The sequence below is a fragment of the Streptomyces sp. NPDC001194 genome (assembly GCF_042896985.1).
Classification (GTDB): Bacteria; Actinomycetota; Actinomycetes; order Streptomycetales; family Streptomycetaceae; genus Streptomyces.
Map to the genome: position 1 here is coordinate 182,345 of NZ_JBIAXU010000014.1, position 23,597 is coordinate 205,941.

24 protein-coding genes and 1 pseudogene are annotated in these 23,597 nt (G+C 72.2%); 13 read left to right on the top strand and 12 right to left on the bottom strand.

Annotated features, from left to right (window positions below):
• Positions 1-31: 31 nt before the first annotated feature.
• Positions 32-1,387, bottom strand: coding sequence for an NADP-specific glutamate dehydrogenase (gene gdhA, locus ACFY1T_RS25355; RefSeq protein ID WP_390790202.1), 1,356 nt, complete (start codon positions 1,385-1,387; stop codon positions 32-34).
• 196 nt (positions 1,388-1,583) lie between these two features.
• Here gdhA and ACFY1T_RS25360 point away from each other — a divergent pair, with 196 nt between their 5' ends.
• Complete coding sequence (locus tag ACFY1T_RS25360) at positions 1,584-2,078, top strand: DUF1772 domain-containing protein (protein WP_390790203.1); 495 nt, start codon at positions 1,584-1,586, stop codon at positions 2,076-2,078.
• Positions 2,079-2,096: 18 nt separating this feature from the next.
• Here ACFY1T_RS25360 and ACFY1T_RS25365 read toward each other — a convergent pair whose 3' ends face one another.
• Positions 2,097-2,633 (bottom strand): DUF1772 domain-containing protein, encoded by a 537-nt coding sequence (locus ACFY1T_RS25365; protein ID WP_390790204.1) that lies wholly within the window; start codon positions 2,631-2,633, stop codon positions 2,097-2,099.
• Between the two features lie 112 nt (positions 2,634-2,745).
• Between ACFY1T_RS25365 and ACFY1T_RS25370 the strand changes: the two genes are divergently transcribed.
• Positions 2,746-3,231 carry a GNAT family N-acetyltransferase gene (locus ACFY1T_RS25370; protein ID WP_390790205.1) on the top strand — a complete coding sequence of 162 codons (486 nt, stop codon included), beginning with the start codon at positions 2,746-2,748 and terminating at the stop codon, positions 3,229-3,231.
• Here ACFY1T_RS25370 and ACFY1T_RS25375 read toward each other — a convergent pair.
• From ACFY1T_RS25375 to ACFY1T_RS25385, 3 genes are all read right to left on the bottom strand, one after another.
• The gene (locus tag ACFY1T_RS25375) at positions 3,228-4,235 is read right to left on the bottom strand and encodes an AraC family transcriptional regulator (protein WP_390790206.1); all 1,008 of its coding nucleotides are present in this window, start codon (positions 4,233-4,235) and stop codon (positions 3,228-3,230) included. The genes ACFY1T_RS25370 and ACFY1T_RS25375 overlap by 4 nt on opposite strands.
• A gap of 34 nt (positions 4,236-4,269) precedes the next feature.
• Positions 4,270-5,118 (bottom strand): NAD(P)H-binding protein, encoded by an 849-nt coding sequence (locus ACFY1T_RS25380; RefSeq protein WP_390790207.1) that lies wholly within the window; start codon positions 5,116-5,118, stop codon positions 4,270-4,272.
• Positions 5,119-5,196: 78 nt separating this feature from the next.
• Positions 5,197-5,412, bottom strand: coding sequence for a DUF4287 domain-containing protein (locus ACFY1T_RS25385; RefSeq protein WP_030872579.1), 216 nt, complete (start codon positions 5,410-5,412; stop codon positions 5,197-5,199).
• A gap of 107 nt (positions 5,413-5,519) precedes the next feature.
• Between ACFY1T_RS25385 and ACFY1T_RS25390 the strand changes: the two genes are divergently transcribed.
• Together ACFY1T_RS25390 and ACFY1T_RS25395 are read left to right on the top strand one after the other, a co-directional pair.
• Complete coding sequence (locus tag ACFY1T_RS25390) at positions 5,520-6,401, top strand: alpha/beta fold hydrolase (protein WP_390790208.1); 882 nt, start codon at positions 5,520-5,522, stop codon at positions 6,399-6,401.
• Positions 6,398-6,952, top strand: coding sequence for a flavoprotein (locus ACFY1T_RS25395; RefSeq protein ID WP_390790209.1), 555 nt, complete (start codon positions 6,398-6,400; stop codon positions 6,950-6,952). The genes ACFY1T_RS25390 and ACFY1T_RS25395 overlap by 4 nt, the downstream gene beginning before the upstream one ends.
• A gap of 12 nt (positions 6,953-6,964) precedes the next feature.
• Here ACFY1T_RS25395 and ACFY1T_RS25400 read toward each other — a convergent pair whose 3' ends face one another.
• Both ACFY1T_RS25400 and ACFY1T_RS25405 read right to left on the bottom strand, forming a co-directional pair.
• The gene (locus ACFY1T_RS25400; protein WP_390790210.1) at positions 6,965-7,471 is read right to left on the bottom strand and encodes a DinB family protein; all 507 of its coding nucleotides are present in this window, start codon (positions 7,469-7,471) and stop codon (positions 6,965-6,967) included.
• A gap of 202 nt (positions 7,472-7,673) precedes the next feature.
• Positions 7,674-8,957: a cation:proton antiporter gene (locus tag ACFY1T_RS25405; RefSeq protein WP_390790211.1), complete on the bottom strand. Its 1,284-nt coding sequence runs from the start codon at positions 8,955-8,957 to the stop codon at positions 7,674-7,676.
• A gap of 248 nt (positions 8,958-9,205) precedes the next feature.
• Between ACFY1T_RS25405 and ACFY1T_RS25410 the strand changes: the two genes are divergently transcribed.
• From ACFY1T_RS25410 to ACFY1T_RS25435, 6 genes are all read left to right on the top strand, one after another.
• On the top strand, positions 9,206-9,883 hold the full coding sequence (locus tag ACFY1T_RS25410; RefSeq protein ID WP_390790212.1) for a ScbR family autoregulator-binding transcription factor: 678 nt from the start codon (positions 9,206-9,208) through the stop codon (positions 9,881-9,883).
• A gap of 192 nt (positions 9,884-10,075) precedes the next feature.
• Positions 10,076-11,353 carry a ParA family protein gene (locus ACFY1T_RS25415; RefSeq protein WP_390790213.1) on the top strand — a complete coding sequence of 426 codons (1,278 nt, stop codon included), beginning with the start codon at positions 10,076-10,078 and terminating at the stop codon, positions 11,351-11,353.
• Positions 11,350-12,333 (top strand): ParB/RepB/Spo0J family partition protein, encoded by a 984-nt coding sequence (locus ACFY1T_RS25420; RefSeq protein WP_390790214.1) that lies wholly within the window; start codon positions 11,350-11,352, stop codon positions 12,331-12,333. The genes ACFY1T_RS25415 and ACFY1T_RS25420 overlap by 4 nt, the downstream gene beginning before the upstream one ends.
• A gap of 134 nt (positions 12,334-12,467) precedes the next feature.
• Positions 12,468-14,735: a telomere-associated protein Tap gene (tap, locus tag ACFY1T_RS25425; protein ID WP_390790215.1), complete on the top strand. Its 2,268-nt coding sequence runs from the start codon at positions 12,468-12,470 to the stop codon at positions 14,733-14,735.
• A gap of 6 nt (positions 14,736-14,741) precedes the next feature.
• Complete coding sequence (gene tpg / locus ACFY1T_RS25430) at positions 14,742-15,296, top strand: telomere-protecting terminal protein Tpg (RefSeq protein ID WP_390790216.1); 555 nt, start codon at positions 14,742-14,744, stop codon at positions 15,294-15,296.
• Between the two features lie 48 nt (positions 15,297-15,344).
• A complete protein-coding gene (locus ACFY1T_RS25435; protein WP_390790217.1) occupies positions 15,345-15,701 on the top strand; it encodes a VOC family protein in 357 nt (118 codons plus the stop codon).
• 152 nt (positions 15,702-15,853) lie between these two features.
• Here the strand turns inward: ACFY1T_RS25435 and ACFY1T_RS25440 are convergent, their stop codons facing one another.
• The 3 genes from ACFY1T_RS25440 to ACFY1T_RS25450 form a co-directional block, all read right to left on the bottom strand.
• Positions 15,854-16,231, bottom strand: a complete 378-nt coding sequence (locus ACFY1T_RS25440) for a DUF6009 family protein (protein WP_030872546.1) — start codon at positions 16,229-16,231, stop codon at positions 15,854-15,856.
• Positions 16,232-16,414: 183 nt separating this feature from the next.
• Complete coding sequence (locus ACFY1T_RS25445) at positions 16,415-18,094, bottom strand: phage/plasmid primase, P4 family (protein WP_390790218.1); 1,680 nt, start codon at positions 18,092-18,094, stop codon at positions 16,415-16,417.
• Positions 18,091-19,191 (bottom strand): bifunctional DNA primase/polymerase, encoded by a 1,101-nt coding sequence (locus tag ACFY1T_RS25450; RefSeq protein WP_390790219.1) that lies wholly within the window; start codon positions 19,189-19,191, stop codon positions 18,091-18,093. Before ACFY1T_RS25450 ends, ACFY1T_RS25445 begins: the two co-directional genes overlap by 4 nt.
• 1,049 nt (positions 19,192-20,240) lie before the next feature.
• Between ACFY1T_RS25450 and ACFY1T_RS25455 the strand changes: the two genes are divergently transcribed.
• Complete coding sequence (locus ACFY1T_RS25455) at positions 20,241-20,792, top strand: response regulator (RefSeq protein WP_390790220.1); 552 nt, start codon at positions 20,241-20,243, stop codon at positions 20,790-20,792.
• Here the strand turns inward: ACFY1T_RS25455 and ACFY1T_RS25460 are convergent.
• Together ACFY1T_RS25460 and ACFY1T_RS25465 are read right to left on the bottom strand one after the other, a co-directional pair.
• Positions 20,746-20,874 (bottom strand): annotated as a pseudogene (locus tag ACFY1T_RS25460) (SAM-dependent methyltransferase); the annotation flags it as partial. The gene ACFY1T_RS25455 and the pseudogene ACFY1T_RS25460 overlap by 47 nt on opposite strands.
• A gap of 98 nt (positions 20,875-20,972) precedes the next feature.
• Positions 20,973-21,524 carry a GNAT family N-acetyltransferase gene (locus ACFY1T_RS25465; RefSeq protein WP_390790221.1) on the bottom strand — a complete coding sequence of 184 codons (552 nt, stop codon included), beginning with the start codon at positions 21,522-21,524 and terminating at the stop codon, positions 20,973-20,975.
• A 188-nt stretch (positions 21,525-21,712) separates the two neighbouring features.
• Between ACFY1T_RS25465 and ACFY1T_RS25470 the strand changes: the two genes are divergently transcribed.
• Positions 21,713-22,666, top strand: coding sequence for a hypothetical protein (locus ACFY1T_RS25470; RefSeq protein ID WP_390790222.1), 954 nt, complete (start codon positions 21,713-21,715; stop codon positions 22,664-22,666).
• Positions 22,667-22,769: 103 nt separating this feature from the next.
• A complete protein-coding gene (locus ACFY1T_RS25475; protein WP_390790223.1) occupies positions 22,770-23,552 on the top strand; it encodes a hypothetical protein in 783 nt (260 codons plus the stop codon).
• Positions 23,553-23,597 lie beyond the last annotated feature (45 nt).

The following is a 23,597-nucleotide window of genomic DNA, read 5'->3' on the forward strand; positions in this document are numbered from 1 at the left end:
CGGGCCTCCCGCCCCCGCTCGGGTCCGGCGCTCAGATCACGCCCTGGGCGAGCATCGCGTCGGCGACCCGCTCGAAGCCGGCGATGTTGGCGCCCGTCACGTAGTCGCCCGGGGTCCCGTACCGCTCGGCGGTCTCGTGCGCGACCGCGTGGATCGAGCGCATGATGCCCGCGAGCTCCTCCTCGACGCGCTGCGCGCTCCAGGCGGTGCGGGCGGCGTTCTGGCTCATCTCCAGGGCGCTGACGGCGACTCCGCCCGCGTTGGCGGCCTTGCCGGGCCCGAAGGCGACCCCGGCCTCCTGCAGGAGCCGTACCGCCTGCGGGGTGGTCGGCATGTTGGCGCCCTCGGAGACCGCCTTGACCCCGCTCGCGATGAGCGTGCGGGCGTCCTGGCCGTCCAGCTCGTTCTGCGTGGCCGAGGGGAAGGCCACGTCCGCCGGGACCTCCCAGACGCGCCCGCCCGGCACGTACCGCGCCGAGGCCCCGCGCCGCTCCGCGTACTCGCTCACGCGGCCGCGCTCGACCTCCTTGACCTGCTTCAGCAGGGCGAGGTCGATGCCCTTGTCGTCGACGACGTAGCCGTGCGAGTCCGAGCAGGTCAGCGGGTTCGCGCCGAGCTGCTGGAGCTTCTCGATGGTGTACAGCGCCACGTTGCCCGAGCCGGAGACCACCGCCGACAGGCCGTCCAGCGACTCGCCCCGCACCTTCAGCATCTCGGCGGCGAACAGGACGCTGCCGTAGCCGGTGGCCTGCGGCCGGATCGCGGAGCCGCCCCAGCCCGCTCCCTTGCCGGTCAGGACCCCGGCCTCCCAGCGGTTGGTGATGCGCCGGTACTGGCCGAACAGGTAGCCGATCTCACGGCCGCCGACGCCGATGTCCCCCGCCGGCACGTCGGTGTGCTCGCCGATGTGCCGGTGCAGCTCGGTCATGAACGACTGGCAGAAGCGCATGACCTCGGCGTCCGATCGGCCGCGCGGGTCGAAGTCGCTGCCGCCCTTGCCGCCGCCGATGCCCAGCCCGGTCAGCGCGTTCTTGAAGATCTGCTCGAAGCCCAGGAACTTCACCACGCCGATGTCCACGGAGGGGTGGAAGCGCAGGCCGCCCTTGTACGGGCCCAGCGCGCTGTTGAACTCGACGCGGTAGCCGCGGTTGACGTGGACCCGGCCGCGGTCGTCCTGCCACGGCACCCGGAACACGATCTGCCGCTCCGGCTCCGTCAGCCGCTCGACCAACGCCACCGCAGGATCCGCGTACTCGGGCCGGGCGGCGAAAACGGGTGCCAGGGTCTCCAGGACCTCCCGCACCGCCTGGTGGAACTCCGGCTGGGCGGGGTTGCGGCGCTCGATCTCCGCCCGCAGTGCTTCCAGCCTGTCCTTCGAGTCCTTCACGTGTGTCCTCCAGGGAGTGCGCGGTGCTTAGACGACGGCAGGTGCCTGCATGGTGCCAGCAGGTCCGCGAATACCGGTCGTTTCCGAGCGGAGTGTGTCCAGGACGCGCAATTTTCGCGGGCCCTAGGATCGGCAGCCTCGAGCTTCGACGACCCGCACATGACCGCAAGCAGACGATCAGCAGGGGGAACCGGACGTGGACACCGCGAGACTCGCCGTACTCATCGCCGCCACCGTCACCACGGGCCTCATGGCGGGCCTGTTCTTCGCCTTCGACGTGTCCGTGATGCCGGCGCTGAGGCGCTCGGACGACCGGACGCTCATCCAGGTGATGCAGCGCGTCAACGTCGCCATCGTCAACGGCCTGTTCATGACCGCCTTCCTCGGCTCCCTGCTCCTGACGGCCCTCGCCCTGGTGCTGCACCTCGCCTCCGGCGCGGGCTCCGTGGCGCCGCCGCTGATCGCCGCGCTCGTCGCGTACGCCCTCCAGCTCGGTGTCACGGGCCGGATCAACATCCCGCTCAACAACGCCCTGGACGGGGCCGGCCCCGTCGAGCGCATCGCCGACCCGGCCGCCGTCCGGCGGGCCTTCGAGGCACGCTGGGCGGCGGCCAACCGCTGGCGGACACTGCTGTGCACGATCGCACTCGGCTGCCTGGCCTGGGCCCTGGTCCTCGGCGGCCGCCTGTGACGGGGCCCTGACGGCGCCCTACCGGGGGCCGGTCGCCCGCCCGTACAGCACGAGCGCCCGCACGAGGGCGGCCAGAGCCGCCGTACTGCACACCGTACGCACGATGTTGGTGGCTGCCCAGGTCCCCTCGAACCGGTCCACGATCGAGAAGTCGGTCAGCCGGGCCGCGTCGCCCGCGTCCGCGAGCTCGTTGTTCAGCGGGATGTTCACGGCGAAGGTGATCACCAGGACGGCGAGGTAGAGCACGGCCGCCGCCCCCACCCATACCGCGACCCCGCGCCGGCCCCTTCGCAGTTCCACGGCCGCCGAGGCGACGGCGGCGAGCAGGGCCACCACGAAGACGGTGCCGAACAGCCCGTTCCCGTCGATGACGGCGTTCATGTTCTGCATCGCGGTGACGTACGTCCGCTCGTCGCCCCGCGCCAGCCCCGGCATCACCGAGACGTCGAACGCGAAGAACAGGCCCGCCATCAGGCCCACGAGGACGGTCGAGACCATGAGCAGGACTGTCGCGATCCGGCTGCCGCCGCCGGCGCCGGTGGTGTTCGTCTGCACGAGAAGCTCCCTTCTGCTGGTACTGGTACTGGCACTGGCACTGGTACGGATCGGATCCCGTCTCGGAACATCCGCAGTCGGCGCAGGACACGGCCTCGGCTAGGGTGCGGCCATGAGCACCTCCGCACTGCGCCTGGAGCCGGTCACCGCAGCCAATTTCGACGCGGTGTGCGCGGTCCGGGTACGGCCCGACCAGGCCCATCTCGTCTCCCCCGTGGTCAAGTCCCTCGCCGAGGCCTACGTCCACGGGGACACCGCCCGGCCGCGCGCCGTCGTCGACGGCGACGAGGTGGTCGGCTTCGTCATGGGCTTCGTCGACATCGCCTGGAACCCGGAGCGCGACCCCGCCGACATCCGCTCGGGCATCTGGCGGCTGAACGTCTCCGCCGCCCACCAGGCCAAGGGCTACGGCCGCTTCGCGGTCCAGGCCCTCACCTCCGAGCTCCGCGACCGCGGCGCCGACCGCGCGTACGTCACGTGGGAGCAAGGCCCCGGCACGCCCGAGCCCTTCTACCTGGGCCTGGGCTTCCGGCTCACCGGCGAGACGAGCGGCGGCCAGACCGTGGGCGTACTGGACCTGTCCGGACAACACACCTAGGGCGTGTCCGGCAGGACCACCGTGCGCGACGGCCCGCCCGCCTCCGTACGGGCCGTCGGCGCAGCCGCCGCCCCCGTACGGAACTCCTGCGGGCTCACTCCCCGTACCCGCTTGAACGCCGTCGACAGCGCGAACGCCGACCCGTACCCGACCCGCCGGGCCACCGTCGCCACCGTGGCGTCCGGCTCCCGCAGCAGATCGGCCGCCAGTGCCAGCCGCCACCCCGTCAGGTACGCCATCGGGGGATCCCCCACCAGCTCCGTGAACCGCCGCGCGAGCGAGGCCCGCGAGACCCCGGCCTTGTGCGCGAGCTCCTCCACCGTCCAGCCGTGGGCCGGGTTCTCGTGCAGCAGCCGCAGCGCCCGGCCGACCACCGGATCGCCCTGCGCCCGGTACCAGCCCGGTGCCCCCGAGCCGGGATCCGCGAGCCATGTCCGCACCACCCCGATCAGCAGCAGGTCGAGCAGCCGGTCCAGGACGAGCTCCTGGCCCGGCTCCTCCCGGGAGATCTCGGAGGCGAGCAGTCCGATCAGGGTGGCGTCCGCGGCCGCCGCGGGCCGGACCACGATCGTGGGCAGCGCGGCCAGCAGCCGGCGGCCGATCTCGCTGGGCGCCTGGTACGTGCCGCTCAGCATCACCGCCGACCCTGCCTCCTGGAGCTCCGCGCCCCACGTCCGCACGCCCAGCGCCATGCTGTCGGTGACGTCCTCGCCGTCCGAGGTGCTGCACCGCTGGTCAGGATCGACGGTGATCTGCACCGGCGTGTCCGGGGAGTCGGCGATCGTGTAGGGCTCGGGTCCCCGTACGACCGCCACGTCCCCGGGGCCGATCCGTACGGGTTCGCCGCCGTCGGGGAGCAGCCAGCTCGAGCCGTGCACCATCGTGGCCACCGAGAGCGGGGCCCGGTCCTCGATCCGCACCGCCCAGGGCGGGTTGTAGACGGCCTTGAGGAGGAAGGCGCCCCGGGCTTTGGGGCCTTCGAGCAGACCGGTCAGCGTGTCCATGGCCCCATCCTCTCCCCGGCCCCGCGTCAGGAACTCAAACCTCCCAGACACCGGTGGCCGCCGCCTCGCGGGCGAAGTCGGCGAAGTCCTTGGGCCGGCGCCCGAGGACTTCCTCCACCCCGTGCACCAGATGCGCGTTGCGTCCGTCGAGGATCTGCGCGAACAGCTCGGCGAACTCCTCGGGCAGGCCGTTCTCGCGGAGCGCGGCCCGGTACTCCTCGTCCGAGACGGGCGCGTACGTGATCTCGCGCCCCGTCGCCTTCGACAGCTCGGCGGCGACGTCGGCGAAGCTCATCAGCCGCGGCCCGGACAGCTCGTACGTCCGGCCGATGTGCAGGTCGTCGGTCAGCGCGGCCACCACCACGTCGGCGATGTCGTCGGTGTCGACGAAGGCCTCGACGGCGTCCGCGGTCGGCAGGGCGATCTCCCCTGAACGTACGGGCTCCAGGAAGAAGTCCTCGTCGAAGTTCTGGTTGAACCAGCTGGCCCTGACGACCGTCCAGTCGGCCCCGGACGCCTTCAGGCTCTCCTCCCCGCGCCGGGCGGCCTCCTCGCCCCGCCCGGACAGCAGCACCAGCCGCCGCGCCCCGGCGGCCACTGCCGCCTCCGAGAACGCGCCGACCTGCTCGGCGGCCCCGGGGAACCCGAGGTCCGGGTAGTAGGTCACGTACACCCGGTCGACGCCCTCCAGCGCCGGCCCCCAGGTCCCGGGCGCGTTCCAGTCGAAGGCGGGAGCCCCCGTACGGGACCCGATCCGCACGGCACGCCCCCGCCCGCGCAGCTTCTGCGCCACGCGCCGCCCGGTCTTGCCGTTCCCGCCGATGACGAGGGTGAGCGGGTGGTCGTCGTCCGTCGTCTGTGCCTGTGCCTGTGTCTGTGTCATGCCTCAAGTCAAGCCCGCCCCGGCGAGACGCGACATCGCCGAAAAGCTCAACTCCATACGCAAGCGTCCACGCGGCGCTCAGGCCCGTCCGGCGTCCTCGCCGAGGGTGTGCGCGACGAGGGCGTTGGCGTGGCCGTGCCCGATCCCGTGCTCGGCCTTGAGCCAGGAGACGAGCTCCATGTGCTTGCTCAGCGGCGAGGACCGGATCAGCTCCTTCCACTCCGCGACGGGACGTCCGTACTTCTTCTCGATCGAAGGGAAGTAACTGGCGGGGCCCTTCACCGGCTCGCTCATCTCTGCGGTTCTCCTGTCGTCCCGGTTGTCGTGATCGCTCGAAGGGTAGACCCGGCCCCGCCCCGAAACTCATCGCCGCCCCCGCAGGAATCTTGGATGATGTCCCGATGACCTGGACCGAACGCATCGTCACCTCGCCTCGGGACGACGTCCGCCTCTCCTGCCGCGACTGGGGCGGCACCGGGGTCCCCGTCGTCCTCCTCCACGGACTGGCCGGCCACGCCGGCGAGTGGGACGCGGCCGCGGAGCGTCTCGCCCCGCACCACCGCGTGGTCGCGGTGGACCAGCGCGGCCACGGCTCGAGCGAGCGCCGCCCCGGCGACGTCTCGCGCGCGGCCCACGTCGCCGACGTCCTCGCCGTGACGAGCCAACTGGGCCTCGACCGGCCCGTCCTCATCGGCCAGTCCCTCGGTGGTCACACGGCGATGCTGACCGCGGCCGCCCACCCGGACCTCGTCCGTGCCCTGGTCCTGATCGAAGCGGGCGCGGCCGCCGCCGACCCCGCGACCCCGGACGAGATCGGCGCCGTGCTCGACTCCTGGCCGGTCCCGTTCCCCTCGCTGGACGCGGCCCGGGAGTTCCTGGGCAGCGAGGCTTGGGCGGCGGGGCTGGAGAAGCGCCCGGACGGCTGGTGCCCGCGCTTCGAGCGGGACGTCATGGTCGCCGCCATCACCGAGAACACCACCCGTGCCTGGTGGCCCGAATGGGAGCGGATCACCTGTCCGGTACTGCTCGTGATCGGAGAGAACGGGATCATCCCGCCGGAGGAATCACAGCGCATGCTCACCCCGCCGGGCCCCGACACTACGGCGGTCTCCATACCCGGAGCCCCGCACGACGTCCACCTCCACAATCCCGAGGCCCTCCACGCCCTCCTGACCGATTTCCTCGCCAAGCCGGCCGGAAACGGGGGCCCTTTGGCCAAACCGGATGATCCGGGTCCCTCAACTAGGGTCGAGATCAAGCGATGTGATCACATGTCGGTATGACCCCCACGAGGACTCTCTACCTGCTCTGCTCCGCCGCCCCGCCCGTCTTCGACGTGGCCCACGTGATCGAGGACGCCCAGTCCCGCGGCTGGGACGTCTGCCTCGGCCTCACGCCCACCGCCGCGCACTGGGTCGCCGGAAGCCTCGACGGCCTGGCGGCCCTGACCGGGCACCCCGTGCGATGGCAGTACAAACTCCCCGGCGAGCCGGACGTATGGCCCGCCGCCGACGCCGTGCTCTTCGCGCCGGCGACCTTCAACTCCCTCAACGCCTGGGCCCTCGGCCTCACCGACCGCTTCGCCGTCGGCGTCGCCGCCGAAGCGATCGGCAAGGGCACCCCGGTCGTCACCATGCCCTGCACGAACGCCGCCCTCGCCGCCCACCCGCAGTTCGACCAGTCCCTGGCCACCCTGCGCGGCGCCGGCGTCTCCGTCCTCTACGGCGAGGGCGGCTTCGTCCCGGGCCCGGCCGGCCCCGACGCCCCGCCCCACTTCCCCTGGCCGGCGGCCCTCACCGCCCTGGACGCCGCGACCACCCCGCACACCCCGTGAAGCAGGCGGCGGCTACTCCCCCGTCGCCCCGTCGATCGCCTCGCGCAGCAGATCCGCGTGCCCGTTGTGGCGGGCGTACTCCTCGATCATGTGGGCCAGGATGTAGTGCAGCGAGTACGCCTGACCGCCGTCGTGCCCCGTCACGTCGAGCGACTCGGCGGCGTCCACGATCGCCCGGGAGCGCGCACACGCGTCCTCCCAGATCCTGAACGCCTCCGCCGGGTCCGCGTCCTCGACGTGGAACTCCGTCCACTCCCCCGCCGCGTTCCTCGGGAAGCAGCCGCGTACGTCCTCGCCGTTCAGGACGTTGCGGAACCACCCGCGCTCGACCTCCGCCAGGTGGCGCACCAGCCCGATCAGACTCAGCCCGGACGGCGCGACCGCCCTGCACCGCAACTGCTCGTCGGTCAGCCCCGCGCACTTCATCATCAGGGTGTCCCGCTGCCACTGGAGGACGCTGGTCAGGGTGGCGCGCTCATCGCCCGTCAGTACGGGCCGGGTCCGCTGCTCGTCGATCATCACCCGATGATCACAGCCGTACGGCGTCCCGCGCCCCCCGTTTCACATCCCGGACCGTTAACGGCGTTAACGCCGTCAGCACCGTCGACTCCGTCGACGCCGGGAGGCTCGTCCGTGTGGATCATTAACGGCGTTAACGCCGAACCCCGGCCGAGGGCCCGGGGCGGCGGGACCGTTAACGGCGTTAACGGCGTTAACGGCGTCAACGCCGCACGCCGACCCCGGCAGCCTCGGCATCCGGCTCCCCCGCCCCCGCCCGCAAGGCCCGTACCACCGGCCCGGTCACCGCGGTCGTCACCAGGGCCATCAGCACCAGCGCCGTGAACAGCTCCGCCCCGATCACCCCGAGCCCGAGCCCCACGTTCAGCACCACGAGCTCCGTCACCCCGCGGCAGTTCATCAGCGCCCCCAGCGTCACCGCGTCCCGCGCCGGCTGCCCCGCCAGCAGCGCGGCCCCCGCCCCGCCGCCCCACTTCCCGGCGACCGCGACCGCCAGCACCGCCACCGCCCACAGCCACACCGTGCCGCCCCCCAGCAGCCCCACGTCCGTCTTCAGCCCGCTCCCGACGAAGAACAGCGGCAGCAGCACCGGCACCGCGAACGCCCGCATCCGCTCCGCCGCGGCGTCGACCACCGCGGTCCTCGGCACGACCGCCCCGAACACGAACGCCCCGAACAGCGCGTGCACCCCCATCGCGTTCGTCGCGTACGCCGCCAGGAAGAGCCCGCTGCACAACAAGACCACCGCACCGGCGCCGGACTCCGGATCCGGCGCCCACCTCTTCGCCCCCCATGCCAGCAACGGCCGTACGCCCCACCACATCCCCGCCGGGAAGAGCCCGGCCAGCACCCCCATGCCGACGGTCCCCCAGGCACCCCCTCCCCCGCCCCCCGGCGGCTGCGCGATGGCCACGACCAACCCCAGCAGGCACCACGCCACCACGTCGGCCACCGCCGCGCACGCCATCGCCAGCGCGCCCACCGGAGTCCTGTACAGCCCCTGGTCCTTCAGGATCCGTGCCAGCACCGGGAAGGCGGTCACGCTCATCGCGACGGCCACGAACAACACGAACTCGGCCCGCCCGACGCCCTCCGGCGCGAGGGGGCCGTACATCGCCAGCGCCAGCAGACCTCCGAGCCCCAGCGGGATCCACACACTCGCCTGGCTCACCACCACCACGGCCCGCCCGCGCCCCCGCAGCAATCCGGGGTCGAGCTCCAGCCCCACCAGGAACATGAAGACCAGCAGCCCCAGGTTCCCCAGTACCCCCAAGGACGGAAGGACCTCCTGCGGCAGCAGCCACCGGCTCCCCGCCGGCCAGAGCCACCCGAGCAACGAGGGACCGAGCAGGATCCCCACCAGGATCTCCCCGACCACGGCCGTCTGCCCGAGCCTGCGCATCACGGCGGCGGCCACGCCGCACGTGAGGACGACGACGGGTACGGCCACCAGCACGGCTTCGAGCGGATCACGTGACGCTCCCACCACCACAGGCTTCCGCCGATCCCCCCGCCCCGGCAACGAAGCGCCCCACACTTCCGGGGGTCCGACCGTTGGCGGCGTTAACCGCGTTGACGGCGTTAACGGCGTTAACGCCCGCCGGCTCCGACGAACCGTCAGTCGCCTTCACTGAAAAGTACTTGTCGACTGGTTTTCTTTGGGGTCTCGCCACTAGATTGAACCTTGTACGAGCTTCAGCAGTGGCAAGCGGCAGCGCACCAGGAGACCCCCACATGGCAAGGGCCCGGCAGGAACGTGCCGAGATCACCCGGCAGGCAATCCTCGACGGCGCAGCCATCGCCTTCGACCGCTTCGGCTTCGGCGCCGCCAGCCTCAGCGACGTGGTCAAGCACGCCGGAGTCACCAAGGGCGCCCTGTACTTCCACTTCCAGTCCAAGGAAGCCCTCGCCCGCACCCTGATGGACGAGCAGTTCCAGGTCTCCGAAGGCGTCCCCGCCATCGAGGACCCCGGCCTCCAGACCGTCATCGACCTGACCCACCAGATGGCGTACGGACTGCGCTCCAACGTCCGCATCCGCGCGGCCATCCGCCTCGTCATCGAGTTCGGCTCCTTCACCAACCCCGACCCCACCCCGTACAACACCTGGATCGACACCGCCTTCGGCTGCCTGAAGCCGGCCCAGGACCGGGGCGACGTCTTCCAGAGGCTCGACGTGTACGACCTCTCGGCGCTCCTCGTCGGCGCGTTCACCGGCATCCAGGTCACCTCACACGTGCGGACCGGCCGCGAGGACCTGCACACCCGCATCATCGACCTCTGGAATTTCCTCCTCCCGGGCATCGTCCCCGCGGGCCGCCTCCCCCTCTTCGACCCGGCCGGCTCGCCCGAGTGCCGGGCCGAGCTCGGGCTGACCACGATCCCGGACTCCCCGGCGGTGCCGGTCGGCTGACGGCGTGTCCAGGGCGGCCTCGCACACGCCGTGGTGAACCACGGGGGTGCTCGCTACGGCGTGTGCGAGGCCGCCCTGTCGCGTACCCGGAGCCCGTAACTCCGCCCCTCACACGCAATGAGGGGCCATTTCGTTAGCAAAACTCAAGCGTGGCGCGCACATGGGCCCGCGAACGTTAGTAAAGTCCCTCTCATGACTTCGCCCTCGACTCAGAGCGACCGAGAGAAGGTCGTCTCCAAGCTCCCCCCGTGGCTCCGCCAGGAGTTGAAAATCCGCACCGCGCAACTGCGGGTGGACATCCAGGACGCCGTCCACCAGGGAATCGCCCACTGGAGCGGCCTCGCCTCCGCCCCCTCCCCCGTCGACACCTCGGGCGCCGAATCGTTCTCCACCTGGCTGCCCTCCGGCCAGTGGGAGTCCTTCCGCGCCGCCTCCAAGGACCGCGGCGTCTCCCTCATCCAGGGCCTCGCCCAAGCCGTACGCCTCTGGCTGGAGATGAACCCCGCGCCCACGGTCAGGCGTCCCTCCGTCGTGCGCCGCATCGTCGTGTGCAACCAGAAGGGCGGCGTCGGCAAGACCGCCATCACCGCCGGCACGGCAGAGGCCCTCGCCGAGGACCCCGACAGCCTCCACCCGGTCCGCATCGCCCGCCAGCTGGCCCGCCACTCGGCGACCGAAGACGGCGAGTACGGCAGGGCGAGCGGGCACCAGCCCCCCGAGAGCACCCCCCTCGACCTCGAAGACCTCCCCGGCCTCGGCATGCGCGTCCTGCTGGTCGACTTCGACCCCCAGGGCCACCTCACCAAGCAGCTCGGCCAGCAGCCACTGCCCATCGGCGGCGACAGCCTCACCTGCCACATGGCCGGCGAAGCCAAGGGCCCCCTCGCCGACCTGATCGTCCCCGTCCCGGACCAGCGCTTCGGCAACCGCCTCCACCTCCTGCCCGCCTGCACGGACGCCTTCCTCCTCGACGTCCGCCTCTCCACCGTCCGCGCCCGCGAGGCCGCCCTCGAACGCGCGCTGGCCCCCGTCGAGTCCGAGTACGACGTCATCCTCATCGACTGCCCGCCCAGCCTCGGCCTCAGCATGGACGCCGCCATCTACTACGGGCGCCGCCGCGACACCGAGCAGCCGGGCGCCTCCGGCGCGCTGATCGTCGTACAGGCGGAGGACTCGTCGGCCGACGCGTACGACCTCCTCACCTCCCAGATCAACGACCTGCGCGACGATCTCAGCCTCGACATCGACTACCTCGGTCTCGTCGTCAACCTCTACGACGGCCGCCGCGGCTACATCGCGACCTCCTCGCTGCAGGCCTGGATGGACATAAAGGATCCGCGGGTCGTGGCGATCGTGCCCGACCTCAAGGAACAGCGCGAAGCCGTCCGCGTGAAGCAGCCGCTGTTCGTCTACTCACCCAAGGGCGACCAGGCCATCGCGCTGCGCGCCCTCGCCAGGGAGATCTCATGAGCAAGGCCGACAAACTCGGAGTCTCGGCATCCTTCGCCCGGGCCCAGCCCGTCGGTGTCAGCCCCCGCCGCGCGGCGATCGCGGAGGCGACCGGAGCCCCCACCTCCGGCATGGTCGCGCCGTCCGAGGTGCCCATCGAGGCGCTCGCCCACAACCCGTTCAACCTCCGGGAGGACCTCACCGAGCTCGACGAGCTGGCCCAGTCCCTCATCTCCCGCGGCCAGCTCCAGCCCCTGGCCGTCGCCACCCGCATGGCGTTCATGGAAGCCCACCCGGGCCAGACCGACGGCCTGGGCCGTGCCCCGTACGTGGTCATCGACGGCAACCGCCGTCTCGCGGCGGCCCAGCTCGCCGGCCTGAAGACCATGCACATCCATGTGAACGACGCCCTGTCCGCCTCCGCGGCGGACATCCTGGAGTCGGCGCTGATCGCCAACGTCCACCGCGTGGACGTGGCCCCCATGGACCAGGCGCGTGCGCTCCAGGAGCTCGTCGACGTCCACGGCTCCCAGGCCCAGGTCGCCAAGCGGCTGGGCAAGACGCCGGCCTGGGTCTCCCAGCGCCTGACCCTCCTGAACCTGACCCCGGCCCTCCAGGAGAAGGTCGACACCGGGGAGCTCAAGGTCGAACCGGCCCGCAGGATCGGACGGCTCCCCCAGGAGCAGCAGGAGGAGGCGGCGGACGAGACCCTGAGCTCCCCCAACCCGCCGCGCCAGCGCACCCACACTCCCCCGCCGACCGTTGACGCCGTTAACGCCGTTAACGCCGTTAACGCTCCGACCCCGACCCCGACCCCGGCCCCGGCTCCCGCCCCGGCCCCTCCGACCGTTAACGCCGTTAACGCTCCGGCCGCGGTACCCGCCGCGCCCCGGATCACGATCGCCACGGACTCCCCGGAAACGATCGCGGACGGCCTCACGGCCCACCTCACCCCGGACGACCTCAAGGCCGTCACCGAGCTCCTGATGCAACGGCTCTGAGCCGGGCATCCGGGGAGCACCCACGCCGGGGGCGTTAACGCCGTTAACGCTTTGACGCTGTCAGCGCCCCCACGTGCGCTTCATGTGCGTTCAGCCGTGCGGTTCACCTAGGCTGCACACGGAGGTAAGTACCGATGCCCGACGAACAAGAGAGCCTCTTCGCAGCGGTCGACGCGCTGCTCGAGGAAGCCGCCCAGGACCCGCTCCCCCACCCGGACGAGCGCAAGCGCCTGCGCGAAGCCGCGGGCCTGAGCCAGGACCAGATCGCCAAGGCCCTCTCCGTCCGCCGCGAAACGGTCACGTCCTGGGAGACCGGCCGTACGGCCCCCCGCGCCCCCAAGCGCGCCGCCTACGCCCGCCTCCTGGAGGGCCTCTCCACCCTCCACCCCCTCGCCGCCCCGGCCCCCGAGCCGACCGTTGATGCCGTTGACGGCGTTAACGCCGTCAACACCCCGGCCCCGGAACAAGCGGTCACGGCGCAGCCCCCGGCCCCGGCCCCCACCGTTAACGCCGTTAACGCTCCCGCACCGGAACCGGCAGCCGCACCGCAGACCGCACCCCCCACCCCCGCGGAAGCCCAGACCGTTAACGCCGTTAACGCCCCGACCCCCGCGCACGCCGCAGGCGCCGCGCCCCGCACCCACCCGGGGTCCGGGGCACAGCCCCGGTCGCGGGAAGCGGCGGGCAGGGGAACGGCCCCGCAAGGACACACCTCCACCCCCCTGGAAGGCAACGGTCCCCTCGTCGTCCTCGACGGCACCGACAAGGCCCACGCCGCCCACGGCCTCCTCCTCCCCCTCCCTCCCAAGGCCCGCACCGACCTCCCCACCCTCGTCGCCTGGGCCCTCGGCCCCGACGCCGATCTCCGCTCCCCCCGCCTCCACCGCAACGGCAAGGACGGCGACCCCCTCCTCGTCCTCACCCCCGCCGCGGCCGAGGCGCTCGGCCTGCCCCCCGCCCTCGAGGACCGCCGCACCCTCCGCCTCCCCGACAACCACCCCACCCTCAAGCTCCTCGCCAAGGCCAAGTGGCAGCTCACCCGACGCGGCTTCGGTCCCTGGCCCCGCATCTACCGCCCCGCCACCCCCACCACCGGCCGCCAGTGCGTCCAGCTCGCGGTCCTCCCCTGGGGCGCCCTCGACGCCCGCGCCTGGGGCGAGCACACCGCCGAGCTCCCCGCTCCGGAACTGGCCGCGCTGCTCACCACGTACGCCTCCCGCGTCCTCACCCCCCGCGGCTCCACCGCCGTCTCCGGCCTCGAACTCATGACGGCCCTGCGCCCGCCCACCCGCGCGGCCCGCAACCCCGAGACCAACACCTGGGAGTCCGCACCCGTCGCCGGCTCCCTCACCCGAGCCGTCGACCCGGCCCCGCCCGAGGCCCCCGACGAGCACCCGGTCGTCGCCGCCCTGTACCCCCGCGCCCACCAGCGAACCCCGGACCAGGTCCTCGACGAAGAGGCGTACGACTGGATCCGCGACCCCCAGCTGCTCACCGACGCCGAATGCACCCGCACCCACGCCGTCGGCATCGACGTGAACATGGCCTTCGCCGCGGCGGCCAACCGCCTCCCCGTCGGCATCGGCCCCGCCGTCCACAGCCGGGCCCCCCGCTTCGACCCCAAGATCCCCGGCTGCTGGCTCGCGGACCTCTCCTCCCTCGAACTGGACCCGCGCCTCCCCAGCCCCTTCACCCCGGGCGGCCACCCGCCCACCGGCCCCGCCTGGTACGCGACCCCGACCCTCGCCTACGCGCAGGAGCTCGGCCACCCCGTCCACGCCACCGAGGCCTGGCTCCGCCCGGACCACGGCCCGTACCTCGACGCCTGGTACACCCGCCTGCGCGACGCGTACGTGGCCACCATGGCGGACCTCGGTGTCACCTCCGCGCTCCCCGAGCCCGAGTTCCTCGCGGCGATGGCCGAGCTCCAGGAGCACCCCGACCCCGTCCTGAAGCCGGTCCTCTCGGCCATCAAGTCCACGGTCAAGGGCGGCATCGGCAAGCTCCGCGAACGCCCCCAGGGCGCCGCGTACCGCCCGGGCGAACCCTGGCCCGCCCTCGAACGCCCCACCTGGCGCCCCGACATCCGCGCCGCCGTCATCTCCACGGCCCGCGTCAACATGCACCGCAAGATGAACAAGCTCGCCGCCGCCGGGCTCCACCCCGTCGCCGTCCTCTCCGACTGCGCGGTGTACCTCTCCGACGGCCCGAGCCCCCTCGACTTCCTCCCCCGCACCCCCGAGGGCAAGCCGCTACCCGGCGGCTTCCGCCTCGGCGTCAGCCCCGGCATGGTCAAGCACGAGGGCACCCAGTCCCTCCTGTGGGCCGTCGAGATGCTCGACCAGGGACTCAACCCCGCCCGCCACATCAAGGGCCACGACGCCGCGGCCGACGGAGAGTAGCCGGACATGCCCGAGATCGACGACAGCCTCACCCGAGCCGACGAGCAGCACTTCACCCGCCCCGTCCCCCAGTCGGCCGGTGCCCGGATGCGGTTCCTCGTCAAACAGCTCAAGTCCACCCGCGAGGCGGCCCGCCTGCTCGGCGTCTCCCAGCGCACCGTCGAGCGCTACGTCAAGGACCAGATCAGGCAGCCCAAGCCGGCCCTCGCCGCCCGCCTGGAGTCCGAGGTGCGCCGCCGCTGGCAGCCCCTGGTGCGCAAGCGGGCCCGGACGAAGGCCGCACAGACCACCGGCCTGGTCATCGAGACCCGCGCCCGCTTCGGCTTCACCGCCGCCCCCGGCACCACCGACGACGGCCGCATGCGCCGCATCACCCAGCACCTGCCCCCGGAGTACGCGGGCCGTCTCTTCGCCGCCCAGGAGGCCGGCGCCGGCGAGGCCCAACTGCGCGCCATCGCCGCGGAAGGCCTCCAGGAGGTCTACTTCAAGGACAACGGCGCCCGCGCCGGCGGCCTGCTGGTGGAGTTCACCGACATCGACTACGTCGACTTCGCGTTCTGAGGACGCACCCGACCGACGCCCACAGGGTCTGAAGGGACCGAGCACGCCATGCCGCTTCGACCCGTCCAGGTGAACATCAAGGCCCTCGACGCCCCGGCGCTCGGCCGGTTCTGGGCGGCGGCACTCGGCTGGACCGCCCACGCCGGGACACCCGACCAGGCGGTGCTGCGCTCGGCCCGGGGCGTCGGCCCCTATCTCGAGTTCATCCGCACGCCGGACGTGAAGACCGTGCCGGACCGCGTCCGTCTCGACCTGCTGGCGTATCCCGGCGACGACGAAGCGGCGGAGGCGGCCCGGCTGCGGGTGCTCGGCGCGACCGATCTCGACCTCGGCCAGGGCGACGTCCCGTGGACCTGCCTGGCGGATCCGGAAGGCCACGAACTCTGTGTCCTCGCCCCGTCCTGACCCGGAACGGGCGGCAGGACAGGGACCGAACAGGGACCGGAGGGACTCAAGGGACTGAAAAACGGAATCACGAACAAGAAACGGAGACTAGGAGTCCGGAAGCCGGACGACGGAACAAAGCGACCGAAATCAGACGCGGAAGGCGACCGCTGTCACGCGACCGTGGGCGCCGAGAGACCTCGCTGGGAACGCTCGGTCTTCCTGCCCACCTGCCGCGGCCCGATCGTCCGCGGGTCGACCGCCTCGCCCGGCGCGCCCTCCCGGTACAGCCCGTGCGGCTCGGCATCCCGGTCGTGCGGCAGCAGGTAGAAGACGCGCCGCTTCTGCAGACCGCTGTCCGGATCCGCCTCGGCGGTGTCGCCGAGCTCGGTGAAGCCGATCATGCGCCCGTCCCGGTGGTAACGCGGCTTCCCCCGGCGGCGGGGCGTTTTGTCCAGGGCCTGGCGCACGTAGTCGAGCTCTTCGGGGTCCTCCAGCCACACCACTTTGTCCTCGTGGGCGAGATCGCTTGATGTCAGTAGCGAGCTCATGGCCTGGGTCCCTCCTCGATCACGTGGGCCCGGTGGAGCCCCTGGTCCCTCCACGCCGCGGGCGGCGGCGCCGATGCCGGTATGCAACAGGGCCCTGCGGGCCGCTGCCGGGTGGTGGGTCTGTTCATCGTCCTTGTCCATCGTAGGTGTGCCCACCCCGGGGCGGCATCACCCTTCGTCCGATCACGTCGTGGTTGCCCTGTTCGCCTCGCGCGGAGTCTGCTCCTCATCGGCCAGGAGAGCCAGTCCCGGGTAGAACTTCTGCCCGTTCGAGCGGAGCATCTCGTTGGGCGAGGCGACGCCGACCTCGGCGCGGATGCGTGTCGCGAACGCGCGCGTCGTGGCGGGCCGCAGCCCCTCGCCGTCGAGGCACCAGGCACTGTACGCCCGGTACAGGGCGCCCTGCTCGACCTTGAGGTCGCGGGGATCGGGCAGGTCGGCCCCGCCCGTGGTGCAGCACTCGCCGAGGAACCGCCCGATGTGGTCCTCGGTCGTCGCGTACGCCTGCGTGGCGCTGCGGACGACGCTCGGCCCCGTCAGGGCCGGCTTGGCGGCGAGATAGGCCTTGGCGCCCTGGATCATCCAGTGCAGGATGCCGGCGCCCTCCTCCTGTACGAGCGTCTCCGCCAGATTGTCGATCTTGCGGTGGTCGGGGACGACCTTCTCGAACGGGATGAGCCGGATGCGGCGCCAGAACGCATGTCCGCCGGTGCCCACCTCGGGACGGTGGTTGCCGAGCAGCCAGAGCTTGTGGGTGGGCTCGAAGCTGAAGAAGTCCTGCCGCATCCGCCGGGCCTTGAGCCGGTCACCACCGGTCAGCAGTTTGACCCGGGCCTCGTCGAACTTGTCGTGCGGCTTCAGCTCGCTGCAGACGAACAGGCGCCGGCCGTGCAGCTCGGTCAGCTCGGTGGAGTGCTCGTTGAACTTGCCGCGCTCCATCAGGAAGCCGGGCGGCGCCACGTCCGCGTAGTCCCCGAGGATCTTGATGACGACGTCGAGGAGCGCGGACTTGCCGTTCGCGCCGACGCCGTAGAGGAAGGGCAGGACCTGCCCGCCGACGTCACCGGTGATGGAGTAGCCGAGCAGGAGATGAAGGAAGTTGATCATCTCCTGTCCCTTCTCGTCGTCCCCGAACGTCTCGTCGAGGAAGCGGTGGAACCGGGGCGTGGGCATCGCCTCGGGCGCCAGGTGCGTGGCGCGCGAGTGCAGGTCCCGCGTCGGGTCGGGCTTGTGCAGGTCGCCCGTACGGAGGTCCACGACGCCCGCCGGCGTGCACAGGGCGTACTTGTCCCCGTCCAGGGTGTCGGGGTCCAGCGCCAGTTCGGGGGAGGCCTTCGCCTGCGTGAGCATGGCCTTGACGCCCGAGGTGGACATCGCGCGCTTGCGGTGCTGGGACAGCTCCCGGTCGGTGAAGTGGCCGCGCGGGTCGTGCAGGGGCAGTTCCTCCGCCATGTCGCCCGCGGCCCAGATCGCCGCCTTCTCGCCGCCGGTGCGCTTCCAGCGGTACTCGTCCCAGACGTACCAGCCGAGCCCCTCGACGTGCCGGAACCGGTCGTGGTGGAGGTGGGCGAAGAGCTTGGCGTTGCCGCGGTCGCTGAGGTTGTGCAGGAGGCCCGACTGGATGAAGTCGGCGCCGCCCCCGGCGGCGGGGACGGGGGCCGCGTTCTGCTGCGCGGGCAGGCGCCGCCTGCCGCGCGCCGCGGCGGCGGCGAACGCGGCGGACGCCGTGGGCGCCGGCGATCCGGCGGGCGCGGCGGCGGGCTCACCGGTCACGCCCTGATCCACCGTCACCTCGGCCGTGAACGCGGCAAGCTGTTCCGCCGCCGCCTGGGCGTTGAACCCCGTGCTCTTGGCGCTGCTCATGTGCGTTCCTTGGGGTGGATCGGCCGATCGCTTCCGGCGCGCAGCCCTGACTCGACGATGAGGACGTTGCGGCGCGACTGGCGGGGGCGCGCCCGGTCCGCCGCTTCGAGCAGGAGCAGGCGGCCCTCCGCCGCGTCGAGATGGCCGCCCGCGACGAGCCCGCCCGCCGTGAAGGCCGCGCGGTTGAGCTTCTCGCTGAAGGCCGTTCCCGACGGGCTCGCCCCGCAGGAGCCGACCTCCTCCAGGAGGCCCCTCAGCAGCCGTCTCCCGGCCTCCTGCCGGCCGCCGCGCAGGGGGAGGCCCCGTACGGCCGCGGGAGCGGGAGAAGGGCCGGGAGAGGGCTCGACGGGCACGGGGGAGTCCGCGTGTCCCGTACGGACGAGCTCGGCGGTCAGCCACAGCGGCAGGGGCGCGGGCAGCCGGGCCCCCGGCAGCGCCTCGTAGACCCCGGCGGCCGTACGCGTCGTCGGAGCCACGATGTAGCCCCCCTCGGCCCGTACGTCGACCTGCCAGGCGAGGGCGACCCGGGAGCTCGACCCGCTGGAACACCGCAGCCGCGGCCCTCCCTTGGGCGCCCGGTACCAGATGTGCATCCCCCCGGACGGAGTGCGGACCCTCAGGGTCGAGGCGTCCTCGCAGGGGTCGGGCCGGGACCGGTGGGCGGCCAGCAGCGCCAAGGTGTCGAATCCGCTCTGCAGTCCGGTCAGGTCGACGCGGTCGTCGATGGGGATGCCGGGCAGCAGCCGCTGCCGGTCGGGCAGTCCGCCGGCGTGGGCGTCCACGTCGATGACGACGAGCCCGGCGGCGCCACAGGCCACGCCGATGCCGAACTCGGGCTCCTTGCGCCACCATTCGCGCAGGGTGTCCAGGTCGGTGGTGGCCGCGTGGAAACCGTGGCACCAACGGCCTTCCGCATGGCAGGGGCACGCCTCGGGGGAGTGGTGACGGCCGGTGCACTCCCGGCAGTTCGCGGCGGGCGTCTTGGTCCCGGGGGCCAGGGGGTGCACCGGGTAGCCGCGCGAGGCCAGCCAGGCCGCCACGTCCAGCGCCGTCCCGCCGGTCGCGCCGCGGCGCGGGTTCTCGGGATGGACCAGCACTGGCTCTTCCTTGACGCGGTGTCGGGGGTGGCTGTCGGGCACGGTTGTTCGTGTCCTCTTGACCCGGTCCCTGACGTACAGGCTGGCTGACCTGCGCCTCAGGGACCAGAGGGACTGAAGATTCACTATCGCGGAGATTACCGCAGGGACCGCGGGGGCTCGGGCTCCAGGCACCGCTATATCGAGAATTCAGTCCCTTCAGTCCCTCAGTCCCTGAAGTTCTACCCTGGTTCGTCCGGAAAAGTTCCGTCTTCGAATCGGCCGCCACCCCGGGCGTGTCGCAGCCCGGCCGCCGACCCCCGACCGTCGGCTCCAGCGATCCTCGAGTACGACCCGGGACAGGCATGCCGACCGCGGGCTCCGGCGGGCAGTTCCCGAGACACCTACCGGAACAGGTACTGAACCACTCGGACCCTCGTTCAGTCCCTTTCTTTTCAGTCCCTTGGTAAACGTGCAGGTCAAAGCCCTGAGGCCCAGGACTCAGGGACTGAAGGGACTCAGAATCACTACTTCCGCTCTTTACGTGCGTGCGTGTATGCGCGCAGGCATATAAGAAGCCTGGTAGTTCATATCTGGCTCATAACTGGAAAGTTGGGTCCCTTCAGTCCCTGGACCACCGGCCTCAAGCCCCTGACCTGCAGGTTCAGGTAGTGACTGAAGGGACAGGGACCGAAGCGTTCCCACCGGCGTTCAGTACCTGTCGGGGGAGGGAGTACCGAGGGAGGGGGCACCGCCGCGCCACACCCCAGGTTCCGGGCCCCACCGGACCGGGCACACCGGCCACGCCGAACCACCGGCAGATCCGCCCCGCCCGGCCGAGTCCGCGCGGCCGGGTCCTCGATGCGCGCCTGACGGACACGGCCTCGGTCCATGACATCTGTCATGCGAACCCATGAGGCCGCTCACTGCGGAGCCGGTGAACGGAACGCAAAGATCGAGTCATGACCGCCGTCGCCGAGCCGCATGTGATCGAGACGGCCCGTGACCGCACCCGAACTCGCCGCGGGCGCCCTCGCGCCGGCCGCCGACCCACCGACAGGGAGCAGCCGATGATCCGCGTCCTGCTGGCCGACGACGAACCCCTCATCCGCGGCGCGTTCGCCGCACTGCTCTCCCTGGAGTCGGACCTGGAGATCGTGGCCGAGGCGGCCACCGGCCCCGAGGCGATCGAGATGGCACTGCACCGCAGGCCCGACGTCGCCGTACTCGACCTCCACATGCCCGGCAAGGACGGGGTGGAGGTGGTCGAGAGGCTGACGGAGGCCCTCCCGAGCTGCAAGACCGTGATCGTGACCGGTCATGCCCCACCCGGCCGGGTGCGGCGCGCCCTCACCCACGGGGTCAGCGGCTTCGTCCTCAAGGCGGTCTCCGCCCACGAGCTGGCCGCCATCATCCGCAGCGTCCACACGGGCAGCCGCTGCATCGACCCGGCCCTCGCCGACGCCGTCGGCGGCGACGGCGGCGGCGACGGCGACGGCGACGGCGACGGCGACGGCGCCCCGATCGAAGAGGCCGCCGAACGGGCAGCCCACAAGCCCCGCCAAGGCGGCTGGATCAACCAGGCCGGCGCCCCCACGCGGAGATCATCGGGGCAGTGGTGAGGTCGAGGCGGCCCGACTCGACGCTCGCGAGATGCCGGTCGACCTCCTCGTCGGCCGCGAGGCCCGCCTCGACCAGCCACCCGCCGGGCACCGTGGGATCGAACAGCGCACCGAGGCCATCGAACCGGACACCGGCCTCTGCCTGCGCGTTGTCCAGGAGATGGCCGTCGTCGTCACGCGTCACGGGGTGATCGTCCCAGGCGCCGGACGCGGGGTCCGGTACAGCACGCAACGCCGCAGCGGCCCCTCGGGCACGCTCGGGTCCTCGAAGTCGGCGGCAGGGTCCCGCGTCATGCCGATCCGGCTCATCACGGCCTGCGAGCGCACGTTGGCGAGGGTGGTCGTCGCGATGATCTCCGGCAGCCCGAGGGTCTCGAAGCCGAAGGCCAGACAGGCCCGACCGGCCTCGGTGGCATAACCGTGCCCCCACGCCGCCCGCGCCAGCCGCCACCCGACGTCCACCCCCGTGAACGGCATGCCCTCGTCCACCACGTCCAGGCCGGCGCGGCCGAGGAACTCGCCGCTCTCCCGGCTTTCCAGCGCCCACCACCCGAAACCTTGCTGGTCGAACTCGGCGCGCATGCGCGCCACCACGGCGTCGCTCTGCTCCCGCGTCAGCAGTTCCCCCAGGTGCTCGCGGACTTCGGGATCGGCCATCATCGCCGCCCACGGTTCGAGGTCGGACTCCCGCCACCGGCGGAGCAGAAGACGTGCGGTACGCAGTTCGGGCATGCCATCCACCCAACGCCGCCGCGATCCGGATGTCGACCGGATTGACGGCTGCCGAACCCGCACCGCGAACCCGTGGCCGACCCGCCTCGCGGCCGCGGTCACCGGGTTGGTCGCACCGGCCGCGCTGCTCGCCGGTACGGCGCCGGCCCGCGGCGGACATCGACCGGGCCCGCGCCTATCCTCGCCGCATGCCGTTGCCGCGCACCCGTCAGATCGTCACCCGCCACCTCGACGGGCGGATCCACGCCTACGACCTGGCCTGCGCCGGCTTCGGCGAACTGACGCCCACCGCCGTGTTCCGCCCGCGCGCCGGGGACGAGGTGGTCTCCTCGGCCGTCCGGCCCGACCTCCGCGGGGCGGTGTACACCACCCTGAACGAGGTCGTGAGCCTCACCCCCGCCGGCGAGGCGGCGTGGACCTCGTCGTTCGGGCCGCACTCGGACACCCCGTACGGGCACCGCCCCGGCTGTGTGCTCTCCCCGGACGCCCGTACCGTCTGGGTCTACCGCCCGGACGTCATGGCCGGCCGCGGGCAGTCCGACCAGTGGGTCGCGTACGACGCGGACAGCGGCGCCGTCCTCGCCCGCCACGAACTGGAGACGTCGGGGCACGGCGGCATCCACCTCGTGCACCCGACGGACGGCAGCGTGTACCTCGACGTCGGAGAGGGCCAGGACGGCACCGTCATCTTCCGCGCGGCGGCCGCGGCCGCCGGCGCCGAGCCGGAATTCGCCACGTACCCGTGGGTCGACCGCTGCCTCGTCGACATCGCGCCGGGCGGCGGGCAGTTCATGACCGTCGACCACGGGCAGAACGACGTCGCCTTCCACCACCACCCCAGTGGCGACGTGCTCTTCACCCTCCCCGTCGAGGCCTTCGGGCACGACCCGGAGGCGGACTTCGTGGAATGGGCCGGCGGCTACCTCACCCCGGACACGGCGGTCGTCACGCTGGGCGGCGAGGACGAGGCCGCACAGCAGGAGTGGTACCGCCACCACCTCGTCGACGTCCGCACGGGCACGGTCGCAGGCGAGCTCGCCGTCGAGGTGAGGAGGAGCCCGTACGAATTCGCCCCCCTGGGCGACGGCACCTGGCTCACCGAAGCCCCCTCCGGCCACCCCTTCCGCAGCTCCACTTCCTAGGGAGTGTCTTACCGATTGCTTACGAGGCCTCTCCGCGAAGCCCGTCGGCCGGTGCCCGCGTCTAGCGTGATCGGCACATCTCCTGATCATGAAGGACGGAAAAATGACCGTTGGGGCCGTTGAGACGCTTCCCGTGTGCGCTTACCCGGACTGCGGCAACCACGCCGAAGCGCCGACCCCGGACGCCCCGGCGCCCCGCTACTGCGCCCACCCGGACCACAACGCACTCGGCGCCTTCCGCCGCTTCCGCGCGAAGCGGCAGGAGCGCAAGGAGGAGAAGCGCCAGGCGGCCGAGGCCAGGAAGGCGGCCAAGGCGGCCCCGGCGCCCGCACCCGCAGCCCCCGGGGCGGCCGCTCCCCGGGCCGCGACGGACACGACGGAAGCCGTCCCGGACGAATCCGGAACCCGCGAGGACCTCCTGACCCTGATGTCCCGGCTGGCCACGGACCTGCCGGTCTACATCGAAGAGCTGGCCATCATCACCGACTCGGCCGCCGCCGAATCGCGCATCGAGACGGTGACCAGGGCCTCGGCCCAGCGGACGCTCGCCGCCGAGCAGCGCACCGCCCTGGCGGAGGAGGCCGCGGAACAGGCCGTCGCCGAACTGGACGAGTCCAGGCAGGGCTTCGAGGAGGAGACGGAGCGGATCCGCAAGGAAGCCGCGCAGCAGGTGGCCGACGCCGAGTTCGTGCGGGCCGAGCTCGAACGCCACCGCGAGCGCGTCGCCCACCTGGAGGAGCGCCTGGACAGGGTCCGCGAAGAGGCGGACACCGCCCGCCGCGAGCGCGCCGACCTCGCTCTCCACCTCGAACGCCACCACACGGACCACACGGACCACGCCGCCTGCGCCGCCCCCGTGCAGTCCCCCGCCCCGCAGATGACGTAGGGGCCGGGGCCCACCCGTACGGGCCCCCGGCCCCTCCGCACCGCC

Bases quoted from the DNA above. Each gene is read 5' to 3' on its own strand.
- tpg (WP_390790216.1), top strand. From the start codon at position 14,742: ATGCCCGAGATCGACGACAGCCTCACCCGAGCCGACGAGCAGCACTTC.
- ACFY1T_RS25410 (WP_390790212.1), top strand. From the start codon at position 9,206: ATGGCAAGGGCCCGGCAGGAACGTGCCGAGATCACCCGGCAGGCAATC.
- ACFY1T_RS25385 (WP_030872579.1), bottom strand. From the start codon at position 5,412: ATGAGCGAGCCGGTGAAGGGCCCCGCCAGTTACTTCCCTTCGATCGAG.
- ACFY1T_RS25440 (WP_030872546.1), bottom strand. From the start codon at position 16,231: ATGAGCTCGCTACTGACATCAAGCGATCTCGCCCACGAGGACAAAGTG.
- ACFY1T_RS25475 (WP_390790223.1), top strand. From the start codon at position 22,770: ATGACCGTTGGGGCCGTTGAGACGCTTCCCGTGTGCGCTTACCCGGAC.
- ACFY1T_RS25415 (WP_390790213.1), top strand. From the start codon at position 10,076: ATGACTTCGCCCTCGACTCAGAGCGACCGAGAGAAGGTCGTCTCCAAG.
- ACFY1T_RS25400 (WP_390790210.1), bottom strand. From the start codon at position 7,471: ATGATCGACGAGCAGCGGACCCGGCCCGTACTGACGGGCGATGAGCGC.
- ACFY1T_RS25465 (WP_390790221.1), bottom strand. From the start codon at position 21,524: ATGCCCGAACTGCGTACCGCACGTCTTCTGCTCCGCCGGTGGCGGGAG.
- ACFY1T_RS25390 (WP_390790208.1), top strand. From the start codon at position 5,520: ATGACCTGGACCGAACGCATCGTCACCTCGCCTCGGGACGACGTCCGC.
- ACFY1T_RS25395 (WP_390790209.1), top strand. From the start codon at position 6,398: ATGACCCCCACGAGGACTCTCTACCTGCTCTGCTCCGCCGCCCCGCCC.
- ACFY1T_RS25370 (WP_390790205.1), top strand. From the start codon at position 2,746: ATGAGCACCTCCGCACTGCGCCTGGAGCCGGTCACCGCAGCCAATTTC.
- ACFY1T_RS25445 (WP_390790218.1), bottom strand. From the start codon at position 18,094: ATGAGCAGCGCCAAGAGCACGGGGTTCAACGCCCAGGCGGCGGCGGAA.
- ACFY1T_RS25455 (WP_390790220.1), top strand. From the start codon at position 20,241: ATGATCCGCGTCCTGCTGGCCGACGACGAACCCCTCATCCGCGGCGCG.
- ACFY1T_RS25420 (WP_390790214.1), top strand. From the start codon at position 11,350: ATGAGCAAGGCCGACAAACTCGGAGTCTCGGCATCCTTCGCCCGGGCC.
- ACFY1T_RS25470 (WP_390790222.1), top strand. From the start codon at position 21,713: ATGCCGTTGCCGCGCACCCGTCAGATCGTCACCCGCCACCTCGACGGG.
- ACFY1T_RS25435 (WP_390790217.1), top strand. From the start codon at position 15,345: ATGCCGCTTCGACCCGTCCAGGTGAACATCAAGGCCCTCGACGCCCCG.
- tap (WP_390790215.1), top strand. From the start codon at position 12,468: ATGCCCGACGAACAAGAGAGCCTCTTCGCAGCGGTCGACGCGCTGCTC.
- ACFY1T_RS25375 (WP_390790206.1), bottom strand. From the start codon at position 4,235: ATGGACACGCTGACCGGTCTGCTCGAAGGCCCCAAAGCCCGGGGCGCC.
- ACFY1T_RS25380 (WP_390790207.1), bottom strand. From the start codon at position 5,118: ATGACACAGACACAGGCACAGGCACAGACGACGGACGACGACCACCCG.